The organism is Stenotrophomonas sp. GW821-FHT01H02A, assembly GCF_059422145.1.
This window is the reverse complement of record NZ_JBWKWI010000013.1, coordinates 46171-62721: the sequence shown is the minus strand read 5'-3', so window position 1 is coordinate 62721 and position 16551 is coordinate 46171. Positions and strand designations below refer to the sequence as shown.

The window sequence follows — 16551 nt, the reverse complement described above, 5'->3', positions numbered from 1 at the left end:
ATGTCGCGCCATCCATGGCGCTCATGGTCCCGACAACCCACCCGCCCCGTCCCACTCACAGTTTCAAGGTGGTTTTGGGAGAGCCCTGAGCAACGCTTGGCGCACCACGCCCCACTCACATTTTGAGTGTGGTTCCGACGCCAGCAGCGCAGTAGGTTGCGACACCGCCGACGCTCCGCGCATTGTGCTTCGGATTGTTCAGGCAGCCGGAGCAACGCGCGACGCCGCGGTGTGTACCTGATGCATCGCGCCATCGCTGGATAAAAGGAGCCGCGCATGGCGTGGCTCTACCGCTTCAGCCGTGTGCGCTTTTGTCATGCGCACCGACCCACTGTGGGTGGGTCGGCCTGGGTGGGTTGGCGGGACCATGAGCCGCATGGATGCGGCGACATGAGCCTCCATGGACGGATTCACGGCGTGTCCCGCAAACCCACCCAGGCCGGCCCACTACCCGTCCCCCTAGAGCGTCCTGCTCTACGCTCTGCTGTGCTCTGCGCTTCTGCCGACCAACGGTCGGCACTACGGAGCACGAGAGAATCAGTACCCCGCGGCCTGCCCATCCTTGCGGCTTTCCGACGCCCCGTAATACACCCCGGTCTCCGGATCACGCAGGATCGCCTGATACCCACCGTACGGACCATCCGCAAACACAACACGATGGCCCTTGCGCATCAGCGCACGCACCGTCTCGTACGGGAAGCCCGTTTCCAGATTCACCTCGCCGCCATCGCTCATCGCCGTCGCCTGCCCGGTCGGCTCGGTCGAACCCTCATGCTGGATGCGCGGCGCATCGCCGGCTTCCTGCAGGTTCATCCCGAAATCGACCATGTTCATCACGATCTGCGCATGGCCCTGCGGCTGCATCGCACCGCCCATCACCCCGAAACTCATCCACGGCTTGCCGTCCTTGGTGACGAAACCCGGGATGATGGTCTGGAACGGACGCTTGCCCGGTGCATAGCCGTTGGGATGATCCTTCTGCAGCACGAACATCTCGCCACGGTCCTGCAGGATGAAGCCCAGGCCCGGGGGCGCCATGCCGCTGCCCATGCCGCGGTAGTTGGACTGGATCAGCGAGACCATCATCCCGTCGGCATCGGCCACGGTCATGTAGATCGTGTCGCCTTCCTGCAGTTGCCTGGGCGTGCCCGGCTGCACTTCGCGCAACGCCTTGTCCATCGAGATCAGCTTGCGGCGCTCGGCGGCGTAGCCCTTGGAGATCAGCCGGTCGACCGGGGCCGGATGGAACGCCGGGTCGGTGTAGAAGCGCGCGCGGTCGGCGAAGGCCAGTTTCTTGGCTTCCACGAACAGGTGCACGTGTTCAGGCGAGCCAAAGGCAATCTTGGAAAAATCGTAGCCTTCCAGCACGTTCAGGATCTGCAGCGCGGCGATGCCCTGGCTGTTCGGGGGCAGTTCCCATACGTCGTAGCCACGGTAGTTGCTGCTCACCGGCTCGACCCACTCGCCGTGGTGGCTGGCCATGTCGTCATAGCTCAGGTAGCCGCCGTTGGCCTTGAAGTAGGTGCCGATGGTGCGGGCGATGTCGCCCTTGTAGAAGGCATCGCGACCGCCCTGGGCGATCTGCTCCAGGGTGTGGGCCAGATTCGGGTTCTTCCACATCTCGCCCTTGCGCGGGGCATGTCCGTCGATCGTGAACTGCTCGGTGAAGCCCGGGTACTTGGACAGCCGCGGCACCGAACGATCCCAGTAGTAGGCAATGACCTCGGCGACCGGATGACCTTCACGGGCGTAACGGATCGCCGGGGCAAGGTTGTCGGCCATCGGCTTGCGGCCGAAGCGCTCGTGCAGGGCGAACCAGCCGTCCACCGCACCGGGTACCGAGACCGGCAACGGGCCCGTGGCCGGGATTTCCTTCAGGCCGCGGCGCTGGAACTCGGCAAGGGACAGCGACTTCGGCGAGCGCCCCGAGCCGTTGTAGCCATACAGCTTCTGCGTCCTGGGGTCCCACACGATGGCGAACAGATCACCGCCGACCCCGTTGCCGGTCGGCTCCATCAGGCCAAGCGCGGCGTTGGCGGCGATCGCGGCATCCACGGCCGAGCCGCCGGACTTCATCACGTCCAGCGCGATCTGGGTGGCCAGCGGCTGGGAGGTAGCGGCCATCGCATGCGGGGCGATCACCTCCGAACGGGTGGCAAAGGGGTGGCCGGTGATCCGGTCGGCGGCGATCGCTGCGGCGGGCAGCGTACACAGGAGGGCGGCGGCGAGCAGGCCGCGGGCAAGGCGTGGCGACACGGGGTGGTTCCTGATGGGTGGTAGCCATCCGATGGTGGCGGCAGATGCCCTCCGATGACATCCCACAATGGTCATGCACGAAGATGAAACCGGTCCCCGATCCGCGCAATCCGGCACGCCAAAATGCTGAATTCCGGTTCACCGGAACGCTTTCAGCCGCAACCATCCTTGTGCGGCGGGGCCTTGCGGTGGATGCAGGCGAAACCGATGGAAATTCTGTTTCCAGGGTTGACACCGCCAAAACCCGTGTGGTTTTCTCGATCTCATGTTGCAGCGCACAGCCACCCGCGAATCCATCGAGCACGCCGACCACGGCGCGGCCTCCATCCATTCGCTTCTCGTCCTCGTACTTATTACCCAACCAACAGGTGCGGGACGGACCGGCGTGTAAGCAAGACTGCCAGGTATCCATCAAAACCCGCACCCGACCAGGTGCGGGTTTTTTCGTTTCAGAACCCTCCGATTTCCACCTCCCCTCCGATTTCCACCTCCCCTCCGAGTTGCCTTCCACCATGACCCGCCAGCCCACCTCGAGCCAGCCGACGCCCACCGCCCCCACGGCGGGTGCGTCCGCGTGTGGTCGCGGCCAGGCCGGCGCCTTCCCTTCCCCTGATGGGCCGACGCGTCGCTGACCGTCGGCCCTCTTTTTTCTTGCCTCCAAAGGACCTCCCCCATGAGCACCAACGACCTGCCCCAGATCAAGATCGCTGTTGTCGGCTACGGCAGCCAGGGCCGCGCGCACGCGCTGAATCTGCGTGAATCCGGTTTCGATGTCGTCGTCGGGCTGCGCCCGGGCGGTCCGACCGAGGTCAAGGCCCAGGCCGACGGCTTCACCGTCAAGGCGCCGGCCGAGGCAGTGAAGGATGCCGATCTGGTCGCGGTGCTGACCCCGGACATGGTGCAGAAGAAACTCTACGAAGACGTACTTGCGCCGAACATGAAACAGGGCGCGGTGCTGTTGTTCGCGCATGGCCTGAACGTGCATTTCGACATGATCACCCCGCGCGAGGATCTGGACGTGGTGCTGGTCGCGCCGAAGGGCCCGGGCGCACTGGTCCGTCGTGAGTACGAGATCGGTCGCGGCGTGCCGTGCATCTGGGCCGTCTACCAGGACAAGAGCGGCAGGGCGGCCGAATTCGCGCTGGCCTACGCCGGCGGCCTGGGCGGCGCGCGCGCCAACCTGATCCAGACCACCTTCAAGGAAGAAACCGAGACCGATCTGTTCGGCGAACAGGCCGTGCTGTGCGGCGGCGCCTCGGCCCTGGTCCAGGCCGGGTTCGAGACCCTGGTCGAAGCCGGCTATCAGCCGGAAATCGCCTATTACGAAGTGCTGCACGAACTGAAGCTGATCGTGGATCTGTTCTACGAAGGCGGCATCACCCGCATGCTGGAATTCATCTCCGAGACCGCGCAGTACGGCGACTACGTCAGCGGCCCGCGCGTCATCGATGCCGGTACCAAGGCGCGCATGAAGGACGTGCTGACCGACATCCAGAACGGTACCTTCACCAAGAACTGGGTGGCCGAGTACGAAGCGGGCCTGCCGAACTACACCAGGTTCAAGCAGGCCGACCTGGAGCACCCGATCGAAAAGGTAGGCAAGGAACTGCGCGCCAAGATGGTCTGGTTGCAAAGTCAAGCCGCGTAAACGCGCGGCTCCCCCACCCGCTTTCGTAAAGGTCACCGCATGAACACCTCCGCACACAGCACCGCGCCCCGCAACGGCGCACGCTGGTTGACGCAGGCCCTGGAAGCCGAGGGCGTGCACACGCTGTTCGGCTATCCGGGCGGCACCATCATGCCGTTCTACGACGCCCTGGTGGATTCCGGGCTGAAGCACATCCTGGTCCGCCACGAACAGGGCGCGGCCCTGGCCGCCAACGGTTTTGCCCGTGCCAGTGGCCGGGTCGGCGTCTGCGTCGCCACCTCCGGCCCGGGCGCCTCCAACCTGGTCACCGGCATCGCCGATGCGATGCTGGATTCGGTGCCGATGGTCTGCATCACCGGCCAGGTCGCCACCCCGCTGCTTGGCACCGACGCGTTCCAGGAACTGGACGTGTTCGGGCTGACCCTGCCGATCGTCAAGCACAGCTGGCTGGTGCGCCGCGTGGAAGACCTGCCGCAGGTCGTCGCCGATGCCTTCCGGATCGCCCGCGAGGGTCGCCCCGGCCCGGTGCTTATCGATCTGCCCAAGGACGTGCAGGTGGCCGATGCGTCGCACCTGCCCGACCACGTGCCGGCCATCGTGGTCGCACCGCCTGCCCCGCAGGACGAGGCCATCGCGCAGACCATCGCCGCGATCGCCGAGGCCGAGAAGCCGGTGATCTATGCCGGGGGTGGCGTGGCGCTGGGCGATGCGGTGGAGGATTTCCGTGCCTTCGTCGAGGCCACCCGTATTCCGACCGTGCTGACCCTGCGCGGCCTGGGTGCGCTGCCGCCGCAGCATCCGCACTACCTGGGCATGCTGGGCATGCACGGCACCCGCGCGGCCAACATGGCCGTGCAGGAAAGCGATCTGCTGGTGGTGGTCGGCGCGCGTTTCGATGACCGCGCGACCGGTAAATTGAACGAGTTCGCGCCCTTTGCCCGTGTCGTCCACATCGACGCCGATGCCTACGAGATCTCCAAGCTGCGCACCGCCGACATCGCGGTGCCGGGCAACGTCGGTACCGCGCTGCGTGCGCTGACCGCAGCGGCCTCGGTGCCGGCCGTACAGGACGCCTGGCGCAAACGCTGCGAAGGCCATCGCGAACGCTTCGCGCCGCGCTACGACGCACCGGGCAAGCACATCTATGCGCCGGCGCTGCTGAAGCGCCTGAGCGAACTGGCGCCGAGCGACGCGATCATCGCCTGCGATGTCGGCCAGCACCAGATGTGGGTCGCCCAGCATTGCCGCTTCAACCACCCGCGCAACCACCTGACCAGTGGCGCGCTGGGCACCATGGGCTTCGGCCTGCCGGCGGCGATGGGCGCGCAGTTCGCCTGCCCCGACCGCACCGTCGTGCTGGTCTCCGGCGATGGCAGTTTCATGATGAATGTGCAGGAGCTGGTCACCATCGCCCGCTGCCGCCTGCCGGTGAAGATCGTGCTGCTGGACAACAGTTCGCTGGGCATGGTCCGCCAGTGGCAGGAGCTGTTCTTCGCCGAGCGCTACAGCGAGATCGATCTGTCCGACAACCCGGACTTCGCCGCACTGGCCCAGGTGTTTGGCATTCCGGCTACGCGCATCGAAGCGCGTGATGATGTCGAAGGTGGCCTGGCCGCGATGCTGGCCCAGCCCGGCCCAGCGTTGCTGCATGTGGCCATCGATGCGCGTGCCAACGTGTGGCCGCTGGTGCCGCCCAACAACGCCAACAGCACGATGCTGGAAAGCAACCCTGCCCATCAGTCCCAGGAGTTCCCCAATGCAATACCGGCTTGACCTGGTGCTGACCCCGGCCGAAGGCGCGCTGCTGCGCGTGATCGGCATGGCCGAACGCCGCGGCTTCGCGCCGCGCGCGATCGCCGGCGCGCCCAATGCCGCCGACGATGGCCGCTGGCACCTGCAGCTGGTGGTGGACAGCACCCGTCCACCGGAAACGCTGCGCCGCCAGATCGAGAAGATCTACGACTGTGTTTCCGTGCGCATCAGCGCGCTGGAACCCGGAGTCTCCGCATGAACGCCCGCACCGCTGCATCGGTGCCGGTACGGAGGTCTCTTCTCGCAGCACAGGGATGTGCAAGTGGTGCGCGTGCAGGATGCATGGCGTCGCACCGCGCAGCACAGGGATGTGCAAGTGGTGCGCGTGCAGGATGCACGACGTCGCACCACGGCGCGCCGTCGCAGCGCGTACCGCATGGCGACGATCACCGTGGCCGGGTGCACGATGCCCGCTAGCCGCACCCCGCAGGAACCGGAGGTAGGCGACGTAAGCGTCGCCGATGTGCTGGCCGCGCAGGCGCGGCTGCGCCGCTTCCTGCCGCCCACGCCGCTGCATTACGCCGAGCGCTTCGGCGTGTGGCTGAAGCTGGAGAACCTGCAGCGCACCGGCTCGTACAAGGTGCGCGGTGCATTGAACGCGCTGCTGGCCGGCCGCGAACGCGGCGATGACCGCCCCGTCATCTGCGCCTCGGCCGGCAACCACGCCCAGGGCGTGGCCTGGGCCGCCTACCGCCTGAACATCCCGGCGATCACGGTGATGCCGCACGGTGCACCCGCCACCAAGATCGCCGGTGTCGCCCATTGGGGCGCCACCGTACGCCAGCACGGCGAGAGCTACGACGAGGCCTATGCCTTCGCCCGCGCCCTGGCTGACCAGCACGGCTATCGCTTCCTGTCCGCCTTCGACGATCCCGACGTGATCGCCGGCCAGGGCACGCTGGGCATCGAGCTGGCCCCGCATGCGCCGGATGTGGTGATCGTGCCGATCGGCGGCGGCGGCCTGGCCTCCGGCGTCGCGCTGGCGCTGAAGTCGCAGGGGGTGCGCATCGTCGGCGCGCAGGTCGAGGGCGTCGATTCGATGGCCCGTGCGATCCGCGGCGACGTGCGTGAGATCGCCCCGGTCGCCACGCTGGCCGACGGCGTCAAAGTGAAGATCCCCGGTTTCCTGACCCGCAAGCTGTGCGGCGCGCTGCTGGACGATGTCGTCATCGTGCGCGAAGCCGAGCTGCGCGAGACCCTGGTGCGGCTGGCGCTGGAAGAACACGTCATCGCCGAAGGCGCCGGCGCGCTGGCACTGGCTGCCGGCCGCCGCGTGGCCGGCAAGCGCAAGTGCGCGGTGGTCTCCGGCGGCAACATCGATGCACTGGTCCTGGCCCAGCTGCTGGCCGACATCCGTCCCCGCCCCCCGCGCAAACCGCGCCGCCGCGCCAGCGAGCGAACACGCCCGCCCCTACCGACCGTGCTCGCGACACCCCCGATCTCCGTTTCGATTCCTACCTCTGCCATCCCATCCGACCTTGCCGTCGAGGAGACCTCCTGGTGACCATGCCCAACTCCCCCCACATCAGAATTTTCGACACCACCCTGCGCGATGGCGAGCAATCGCCCGGCTGCAGCATGACGCCGCCGCAGAAACTGGTGATGGCCCGTGCCCTGGCCGAGTTGGGCGTGGACATCATCGAGACCGGGTTCCCGGCCAGCTCGCAGTCCGACCGCGAAGCGATGACGCTGATCGGCCGTGAACTGCGCCAGACCACCCTGGCGGTGCTGTCGCGCTGCCTGGCCACCGACATCGAGACCTCGGCCAAGGCCCTGGAGGTGGCCGCCAGACCACGCCTGCACCTGTTCCTGTCGACCAGCCCGCTGCATCGCGAGCACAAGCTGCGGATGAGCCGCGAGCAGGTACTGGAGTCGGTGCACAACCACGTCAGCCTGGCCCGCGGCTACGTGGACGACGTGGAGTTCTCGGCCGAAGATGCCACCCGCACCGAGGAAGACTTCCTGATCGAGGTCGCCCGCGTCGCCGTGGCCGCCGGCGCTACCACCATCAACCTGCCCGACACCGTGGGCTTCACCACGCCGGAAGAGATCCGCGGCATGTTCCAGCGCGTGATCGCCGGCGTGCCCGACAGCGACCGCATCATCTTCAGCGCGCACTGCCACAACGATCTGGGCCTGGCCGTGGCCAACTCGCTGGCCGCCATCGAAGGCGGCGCGCGCCAGGTCGAGTGCACCATCAACGGCATCGGCGAGCGCGCGGGCAACTGCTCGCTGGAAGAGATCGCGATGGTGTTGAAGGTGCGCAACGCGTTCTACGAGGAAGACACGCGCATCAACACCCCGCGCATCGTCGCCACCTCGCAGCTGCTGCAGCGCCTGGTCGGCATGCCGGTCCAGCGCAACAAGGCGATCGTCGGTGCCAACGCGTTCGCACACGAATCGGGCATCCACCAGCACGGCATGCTGCGCCACCGCGGCACCTACGAAATCATGCGCCCGGAAGACGTGGGCTGGGAGTCCTCGCAGATGGTGCTGGGTCGCCACAGCGGCCGCGCCGCGGTCGATCAGCGCCTGCGTGCGCTGGGCTTCTGGCTGGAGGAGGAAGAGCTGAAGCTGGTGTTCGAGCAGTTCAAGGCGCTGTGCGAGCAGCAGCGCGTGGTCACCGATGCCGACCTGCAGACCCTGATGCAGGGCAGCGCCACCCAGAATGGCTACCGGCTGGCGTCGATGACGATCAGCGATGTCGGCAGCCGCGCCAATGCGCTGGTCGAGCTGTCCGATCCGGAGGGCAACCGGGTTGCCGAGACGGCGCAGGGCGATGGCCCGGTGGACGCCTTGTTCGGCGCGCTGTCGGCCGCCACCGGCGTGCAGTTGATGCTGGACAGCTACCACGTGCACAGTGTGGGCATCGGCGCCGATGCGCGCGGCGAAGCCAACCTGAGCGTGCGCCACGAGGGCGTGGAGTACGAGGGCACCGGCACCAGCCGCGACATCATCGAGGCCTCTGCGCTGGCCTGGCTGGAGGTGGCCAACCGGCTGCTGCGCCAGCGCAACGCAACGACCGAGCAGCCCACGGCGACCGCCGCGGCCTGAGCACCCCATGACGTACCCCGAACCGCAGCAAGGCCAGTCCATGACCCCAGCTCCCCGCACCCTGTACGACAAACTGTGGGATGCCCACGTCGTCGTGCCCGAAACCGACAGCGCGCCCGCCGTGTTGTACATCGATCTGCACCTGATCCACGAAGTGACCTCGCCGCAGGCGTTCACCGAACTGCGCGAGCGCGGCCTCTCACCCCGCCGCTCGGACCGGACCAAGGCGACGATGGATCACTCCACCCCCACCCTGCCGGCCGCTGCCGACGGCAAGCTGCCGTATGCCAGCGCCGCCTCCGAGGCGCAGGTGGCCATGCTGGCCGCCAACTGCGCCGAGCATGGGATCGAGCTGTTCGACCTGCAGTCGGCCAGCCGCGGCATCGTGCACGTGATCGCGCCGGAGCAGGGCTTCACCCAGCCGGGCATGACCATCGTCTGCGGCGACAGCCACACCTCCACGCATGGGGCGTTCGGCGCGCTGGCCTTCGGCATCGGCACCAGCGAGGTCGGCCATGTGCTGGCCACCCAGTGCCTGCTGCAGCGCAAAGCCAGGACGATGGCGATCACCGTCGACGGCGTGCTGGCGCAGGGCGTCGGTGCCAAGGACGTGGTGCTGCACATCATCGGCGTGATCGGCGTCAACGGCGGCACCGGCCATGTGCTGGAGTTCCGTGGCAGCGCGATCGACGCGATGGACATGGAGCAGCGCATGACGTTGTGCAACATGTCGATCGAAGCCGGGGCGCGCGCCGGCATGGTCGCCCCCGACCAGATTACCTTCGACTGGGTGGCCGCCACCCCGCGTGGCCCCAAGGGCGCCGCGTTCGATGCCGCGGTCAGCGCGTGGTCGCAGCTGCGCAGCGATCCCGGTGCGCGTTTCGATGTCGAGGTCCACATCGATGCCGCCGACATCCGCCCGACCCTGACCTGGGGTACCCACCCCGGCACCGCCATCGCGGTGGACCAGCCGATTCCGGCGGCCAACGACGCTGCCGCGCAGAAGGGCCTGGACTACATGCACTTCCACGCCGGGCAGACCCTGGCCGGCACGCCGGTGGACGTGGTCTTCGTCGGCTCCTGCACCAACGGCCGCTTGAGCGACATGCGCGACGTGGCACGGGTGCTGCAGGGCCGCCGCGTCGCCCCGAGCGTGCGCATGCTGGTGGTGCCTGGCTCGGAAATCGTCAAGCGCCAGGCCGAAGCCGAAGGCATCGATGTGATCGTGCGTGCGGCCGGTGCCGAATGGCGCGAGCCCGGGTGTTCGATGTGCATCGCCATGAACGGTGACCTGGTCGCACCGGGGCAACTGGCGGTCAGCACCAGCAACCGCAATTTCGAGGGCCGCCAGGGTCCCGGCTCGCGCACCCTGCTGGCCTCGCCGATGACGGCCGCCTGGGCCGCGGTCAACGGCCGCGTCGCCGACCCACGTGAACTGTATGCCACGCTGGAGGTGGCCTGATGAGCGGCTTCCGTACCCTGACCTCGACCAGCGTGGTGCTGCGCGAGACCAACATCGATACCGACCAGATCATCCCCGCGCGCTTTCTGTCCACCACCGAACGCGTCGGCCTGGGCAAGCATGCCTTCAACGATTGGCGCTGGCAGAGCGAGGGCGTGCCGAACCCGGCGTTCGCCTTCAACCAGCCGCACAACGCAGGCCGCAGCATCCTGCTGGCCGGCCGCAACTTTGGTTGCGGTTCCTCACGCGAGCATGCGCCGTGGGCACTGACCGACCTGGGCCTGCGCGCCATCGTCAGCAGCGAGATCGCCGACATCTTCCGCGGCAATGCGCTGAAGAACGGCCTGCTGCCGATCGTGCTGGACGAAGCCGATGTGCAGACGCTGATGCAGCGCCCGGATGACGCGCTGACCATCGATGTGGCCGCGCGCGAGCTGCGCACGCCCGACGGGCGCGTGTATGCCTTCCCGTTGGACGGCTTCTCGCAGACCTGTCTGCTGGAAGGCGTGGACCAACTGGGGTATCTGTTGGGCCGTACCCCTGACATTGAACGTTACGAGAGTGAACATGCACGCTGAGATTGTCGTATTGCCGGGTGACGGCATCGGTCCGGAAGTCGCCGCTGCCGCCGTGGCGGTGCTGGAGGCCGTCGCCACCCGTTTCGGCCACACCTTCGGTTTCCAGGAACACGATATCGGTGGCATCGCCATCGATCGCCACGGCGAGCCGCTGCCGGCCACCACACTGGAGGCCTGCCGCAAGGCGGACGCCATCCTACTCGGTGCGGTCGGTGGCCCGAAGTGGTCCGATCCCAACGCCAAGGTCCGCCCGGAACAGGGCCTGCTGGCGATCCGCAAGGCGCTGGGGCTGTACGCCAACCTGCGCCCGGTGCGCACGCATGCAGCGGCGCTCGGCGCTTCGCCGATCAAGGCCGAGCTGCTGGAGGGTGTGGACTTCGTCGTCGTGCGCGAACTGACCGGTGGCATCTACTTCGGTGAGAAGACCCGCACCGCGGATACCGCCAGCGACCTGTGCAGCTACAGCGTGGGCGAGATCGAACGCGTGATGCGAAGCGCGTTCCGGCTGGCGCAGACCCGCCGCGGCAAGGTCACCTCGGTGGACAAGGCCAACGTACTGGAGACCTCGCGCCTGTGGCGCGACGTCGCCGCGCGGATCGGACGCGAAGAATTCCCGGAGGTCGCGCTGGAACACCAGCTGGTCGATTCGATGGCCATGCATCTGCTGGCCAAGCCGCGCGAGTACGACGTGATCGTGACTGAAAACATGTTCGGCGACATCCTCACCGACGAAGCCTCGATGCTGGCCGGCTCGCTCGGCCTGCTGCCCTCGGCCTCGCTGGGCGAGCCCGGTGCGGTCGGCATCTACGAGCCGATCCACGGCTCGGCACCGGACATCGCCGGCAAGGGCATCGCCAATCCGTACGCCACGATCTTCAGCGCCGCGATGCTGCTGCGGCATTCACTGGGGCTGGACGAGGAGGCTGCTACGGTCGAGGCAGCGGTGTATGCCGTGCTGGATGACGGCGTGTTCACCGCCGACCTGGCAGCCAAAGGTTTCGCGGTGAGTACCGCCGCAGCGACCGACGCGGTCCTTGCCAAGCTGCAATGATCGCAAAGGACGCGGCCTGAGGGCCGCGTTCCTGTTTCTACATCCCGCACGGCCTCCCTGTCCCGTCGGTCACGTCGCTGCCAGCGGCCGGCCCCCAACAAGGAAAGCCATTGAATCATCGTTCCTCAGACGACTTCCTCAACCACGTGGCCCAGCGGGATCCGCATCAGCCGGGGTTCCTGCAGGCCGTCAAAGAAGTGATCCAGAGCCTGTGGCCCTTCCTGGAGCGACATCCCCGTTACCTGGAACACGGCCTGCTGGAGCGGCTGGTGGAGCCCGAGCGGGTGATCCAGTTCCGCGTGGCCTGGGCCGATGATGCCGGCAGGACCCATGTGAATCGCGGCTGGCGGGTGCAGCACAGTTCGGCGATCGGCCCGTTCAAGGGCGGCATGCGCTTCCACCCGTCGGTCAATCAGTCGATCCTGAAGTTCCTCGCGTTCGAGCAGACCCTGAAGAACGCGCTCACCACCCTGCCGATGGGCGGTGGCAAGGGCGGCTCGGACTTCAATCCCAAGGGCCGCAGCGACACCGAAGTGATGCGCTTCTGCCAGGCCTTGATGCTGGAGCTCCATCGCCACCTCGGTGCCGACACCGACGTGCCCGCGGGCGATATCGGCGTGGGCGCGCGCGAGGTCGGCTACATGGCCGGCATGATGAAGAAACTCACCAACAATGCCGCCTGCGTGTTCACCGGCAAGGGCCTGTCCTACGGCGGCAGCCTGATGCGTCCGGAAGCCACCGGCTTCGGCACGGTCTACTTCGTCGAGCAGATGCTGCACCATGCCCGCCGCGACACCGATGGCGCGAAGGTGCTGATTTCCGGCGCCGGCAACGTGGCCCAGCATGCGGCGATCAAAGCCATCGAGCTCGGCGCGAAAGTACTCACCCTCTCTGATTCGGGCGGGACGCTGTACGCCCGCGAGGGCTTCGATGAGGAGGCGCTGCAGGAGGTGCTGGACCTGCGCAACGAGCGCCGTGGTTGCCTGTCCGAACTGGCCGACGACAAACGCTTCGAGTACCTGGACGGCAGGCGCCCCTGGCACATCCCGGCCGAGATCGCCCTGCCCTGCGCCACCCAGAACGAGCTGGACGAAGACGACGCCCGCGCCCTGGTCGACAACGGGGTGCTGTGCGTGGCCGAAGGCGCCAACATGCCCGCCACGCTGGAGGCGGTGGACGTCTTCCTCAAGGCGGGCACCCTGTACGCACCGGGCAAGGCCAGCAATGCCGGCGGCGTGGCCACCTCGGGGCTGGAAATGAGCCAGAACGCGCAGCGCCTGTCCTGGCATCATGCCGATGTCGACGAGCGCCTGCACGGAATCATGAAGGACATCCACGCCAATTGCGTGCGCCATGGCAATCGCGCCGATGGCAGCGTGAACTACGTGGATGGCGCCAACATCGCCGGCTTCGTCAAAGTGGCCGATGCAATGCTGGCGCAAGGCGTTTACTGACGCTGATCAAGAAAAAGGCGCCGCATCCGCGGCGCCTTTGGATGTCACCTGCCGTGGCGGTCAGTGCGACGTGTCAGCGCCGGCCTCATCCGGCTTGACCCGGAACCACGCCGCATACAGTGCGGGCAGGAATACCAGGGTCAGCACGGTGCCGACGATCAGGCCGCCCATGATCGAGATCGCCATCGAGCCGTAGAACGCACTGCGCGACAGCGGGATCATCGCCAGCACCGCCGCCAGCGCGGTCAGCACGATCGGACGGAAGCGGCGCACGGTGGCATCGATGATCGCGTGCCAGCGGTCGTGCCCGGCGTCGATGTCCTGCTGGATCTGGTCGATCAGGATCACCGAGTTGCGCATGATCATGCCGGCCAGCGCGATCGTGCCCAGCAGCGCCACGAAGCCGAACGGTGCGCGGAACAGCAGCAGGAACAGGGTCGCGCCGATGATGCCCAGCGGCGCGGTGACCAGCACCATCGCCGCACGCGAGAAGCTGCGCAGCTGCAGCATCAGCAACGTGGCCACCACGATCAGGAACAGCGGCATGCCGGCCTTGATCGAATCCTGGCCGCGTGCCGAATCCTCGATGGTGCCGCCGGTTTCCAGCAGGTAACCAGCCGGCAGCTGCGCACGCACGTCATCCAGGCTCGGCAGGATCTGCTGGACCACGTCCAGCGGCTGCATGCCATCGCCGATGTCGGCACGCACGGTCACGGTCGGCAGGCGGTTGCGGTGCCAGATGATGCCGTCCTCGAACGCATACTCCAGGCGGGCGACCTGCGACAGCGTCACCGAGGTGCCGCTGCTGGTCGGGATCGCCAGGCTGCCGAGCAGGCCCAGCTGGGCGCGCTCGTTGTCCGGCCCGCGCAGCAGCATCTCGATCTGGCGGTTGCCCTCACGATAGGTGCTTACGCGCATGCCCGACAGCGAGCTGCCCAGGAACTGGCTGACCTGCGCACTGCTCACGCCCAGCGCGCGTGCACGGTCCTGGTCGATCACCAGCCGCACCACCTTGCTCGGCTCGCTCCAGTCCAGGTTGACGTTCACGGTGTGCGGGTTGGCGCGCACCTTGGCCTCCACCTGGCGGGCCAGCGCCTGCACCTGGGCGATGTGCTCGCCGGAGACGCGGAACTGCACCGGGTAACCGACCGGTGGGCCGTTCTCCAGGCGGGTCACGCGCATCTGTACGTCCGGGAACTGCTTGATGACGTCCTTGAGCATCCAGTCGCGGATCGCTTCACGGGCCTGGATGTTCTCGGTAAGCACCACGAACTGCGAGAAGTTGGTGGCCGGCAGCTGCTGGTCCAGTGGCAGATAGAAACGCGGCGAGCCGGTGCCCACGTAGGCCACGTAGTTGCTGATGCCCTCGCGCGCCTCGAGCAGTTTCTCCAGCTTGCTCGCCTGCGCCTGGGTGGCGGCCAGCGATGCACCTTCGGCCAGTTCGATGTCCACCATCAGTTCGGGACGGGTCGAATCCGGGAAGAACTGCTGCGGCACGAAGCGGAACATCAACAGTGACAGCACGAACAGCGCCACGGTCGCTGCGATCACCCACCAGCGATGGCGCAGGCAGGCATCCAGGAAGCCGCGGAAGCGCACGTAGAACGGACGCTGGTACGGATCGTGGTCGTGCGCGTGTTCCTTCGGGGCGAGCCAGCGCGCGAACGCAGGATGGCGGTCGGCCCACTGCAGGCGCCTGGCGCGCCAGCGCCCGGCCAGGCTGGTCGGCTTGGGCAGCTGCGGATTGAACAGGTCCGGCAGCATCTTGTCGCCCAGGTACGGGATGAACAGCACCGCGGCGATCCACGACACCACCAGGGCGATGGTCACCACCTGGAACAGCGAGCGGGTGTACTCGCCGGTGCTGGAGGCAGCCGTGGCGATCGGCAGGAAGCCGGCGGCGGTGATCAGCGTACCGGTCAACATCGGGAACGCAGTCGATTCCCAGGCGAAGCTGGCTGCGCGCAGGCGGTCGTAGCCCTGCTCCATCTTGGTGGCCATCATCTCCACCGCGATGATCGCATCGTCGACCAGCAGGCCCAGTGCCAGCACCAGCGCGCCGAGCGAGATCTTGTGCAGGCCGATGCCGAAGTAATGCATGACGAAGAACGTCATCGCCAGCACCAGCGGGATGGTCACGCCGACCACCAGGCCAGTGCGCAGGCCGAGCGAGAAGAAGCTCACCAGCAGGACGATCACCACTGCTTCGGTCAGCACCTGCACGAACTCGCCGACCGATTCTTCCACCGCGTGCGGCTGGTCGGAAACTTTGCGCAGTTGCATGCCGGCCGGCAGGCTCTTCTGCAGGCGCTCGAACTCGGCATCCAGGGTGGCGCCGAGCTTGAGGATGTCGCCGCCGTCCTTCATCGCCACCGCCAGGCCGATCGCGTCCTGGCCCATGAAGCGCATCTTGGGCGAGGCCGGATCGGCAAAACCACGTTTCACCTCGGCGATGTCGCCCAGGTGCAGGGTGCGCTCCCCGGCCTGGATCGGGAACCTGCGGATGTCCTCGATGGTGTCGAACTGACCGGTCACGCGCAGCTGCACGCGGTCGCTCGGGGTCTCGAAGAAGCTGGTGCCGGTAACCGCGTTCTGGTCGGCCAGCGCCTGCTGCACCTGCTGCAGCGATACGCCCAGCGTGGCCAGCTTGGTGTTGGACAGCTCGATCCACACCTTCTCGTCCTGCAGGCCGACCAGGTCGATCTTGCCGACGTCGGGCACGCGCTGCAGTTCCAGCTGGATGCGGTCGGCATAGTCACGCATGACGGCGTAATCGAAGCCGTCACCGGTCAGCGCATAGATGTTGCCGAAGGTGTCGCCGAACTCATCGTTGTAGAACGGACCGACGATCTCCTGCGGCAGCGTCGAGCGGATATCGCCCACGCGCTTGCGCACCTGGTACCAGAGATCGGGAATCTGCTTGGAGCGCAGGCTGTCGCGCGCCATGAAGATGACCTGCGATTCGCCCGGCCGCGAGTAGGAGCGGATGAACTCGTACTCGCCGGTGTTCATCAGCGCTTTCTCGATCGGCTCGGTCACCTGCCGCGAGACCTGCTCGGCCGTGGCGCCCGGCCAGATCGTGCGCACGACCATGGCTTTGAAGGTGAACGGTGGATCCTCGGACTGGCCGAGGTGTTTGTAGGACCACGCGCCGATGACCGCAAAGGCGATCATCGCGAACAGGACCAGCGGGCGATTGCTCAGCGCCCATTCGGAAAGATTGAAGCGGCGCACGC

General features: G+C 67.1%; 11 protein-coding genes. 9 read left to right on the top strand and 2 right to left on the bottom strand.

Going from position 1 to position 16551, the window contains the following annotated elements; genetic code table 11:
• Window positions 1–537: 537 nt before the first annotated feature.
• Window positions 538–2256 (bottom strand): gamma-glutamyltransferase, encoded by a 1719-nt coding sequence (ggt, locus tag AC07WC_RS16810; RefSeq protein ID WP_495211014.1) that lies wholly within the window; start codon window positions 2254–2256, stop codon window positions 538–540.
• A gap of 673 nt (window positions 2257–2929) precedes the next feature.
• Between ggt and ilvC the strand changes: the two genes are divergently transcribed.
• The 9 genes from ilvC (at window position 2930) to gdhA (ending at window position 13315) form a co-directional block, all read left to right on the top strand.
• Window positions 2930–3904, top strand: coding sequence for a ketol-acid reductoisomerase (gene ilvC / locus AC07WC_RS16805; RefSeq protein ID WP_495211013.1), 975 nt, complete (start codon window positions 2930–2932; stop codon window positions 3902–3904).
• 39 nt (window positions 3905–3943) lie between these two features.
• A complete protein-coding gene (ilvG, locus tag AC07WC_RS16800; protein ID WP_495211012.1) occupies window positions 3944–5677 on the top strand; it encodes an acetolactate synthase 2 catalytic subunit in 1734 nt (577 codons plus the stop codon).
• A complete protein-coding gene (locus AC07WC_RS16795; RefSeq protein ID WP_019183810.1) occupies window positions 5661–5915 on the top strand; it encodes an ACT domain-containing protein in 255 nt (84 codons plus the stop codon). The genes ilvG and AC07WC_RS16795 overlap by 17 nt, the downstream gene beginning before the upstream one ends.
• Before the next feature lie 207 nt (window positions 5916–6122).
• Window positions 6123–7220, top strand: a complete 1098-nt coding sequence (locus tag AC07WC_RS16790) for a threonine dehydratase (RefSeq protein WP_495211018.1) — start codon at window positions 6123–6125, stop codon at window positions 7218–7220.
• A gap of 2 nt (window positions 7221–7222) precedes the next feature.
• Window positions 7223–8770, top strand: a complete 1548-nt coding sequence (locus AC07WC_RS16785; RefSeq protein ID WP_495211011.1) for a 2-isopropylmalate synthase — start codon at window positions 7223–7225, stop codon at window positions 8768–8770.
• A 40-nt stretch (window positions 8771–8810) separates the two neighbouring features.
• Window positions 8811–10232, top strand: a complete 1422-nt coding sequence (gene leuC / locus AC07WC_RS16780) for a 3-isopropylmalate dehydratase large subunit (RefSeq protein ID WP_495211010.1) — start codon at window positions 8811–8813, stop codon at window positions 10230–10232.
• Window positions 10232–10810, top strand: coding sequence for a 3-isopropylmalate dehydratase small subunit (gene leuD / locus AC07WC_RS16775; protein ID WP_495211009.1), 579 nt, complete (start codon window positions 10232–10234; stop codon window positions 10808–10810). Before leuC ends, leuD begins: the two co-directional genes overlap by 1 nt.
• A complete protein-coding gene (gene leuB / locus AC07WC_RS16770) occupies window positions 10800–11861 on the top strand; it encodes a 3-isopropylmalate dehydrogenase (RefSeq protein ID WP_495211008.1) in 1062 nt (353 codons plus the stop codon). The genes leuD and leuB overlap by 11 nt, the downstream gene beginning before the upstream one ends.
• A gap of 110 nt (window positions 11862–11971) precedes the next feature.
• Window positions 11972–13315: an NADP-specific glutamate dehydrogenase gene (gene gdhA, locus AC07WC_RS16765; RefSeq protein ID WP_495211007.1), complete on the top strand. Its 1344-nt coding sequence runs from the start codon at window positions 11972–11974 to the stop codon at window positions 13313–13315.
• Window positions 13316–13375: 60 nt separating this feature from the next.
• Here gdhA and AC07WC_RS16760 read toward each other — a convergent pair whose 3' ends face one another.
• On the bottom strand, window positions 13376–16549 hold the full coding sequence (locus AC07WC_RS16760; protein WP_495211006.1) for an efflux RND transporter permease subunit: 3174 nt from the start codon (window positions 16547–16549) through the stop codon (window positions 13376–13378).
• Between the last annotated feature and the right edge of the window lie 2 nt (window positions 16550–16551).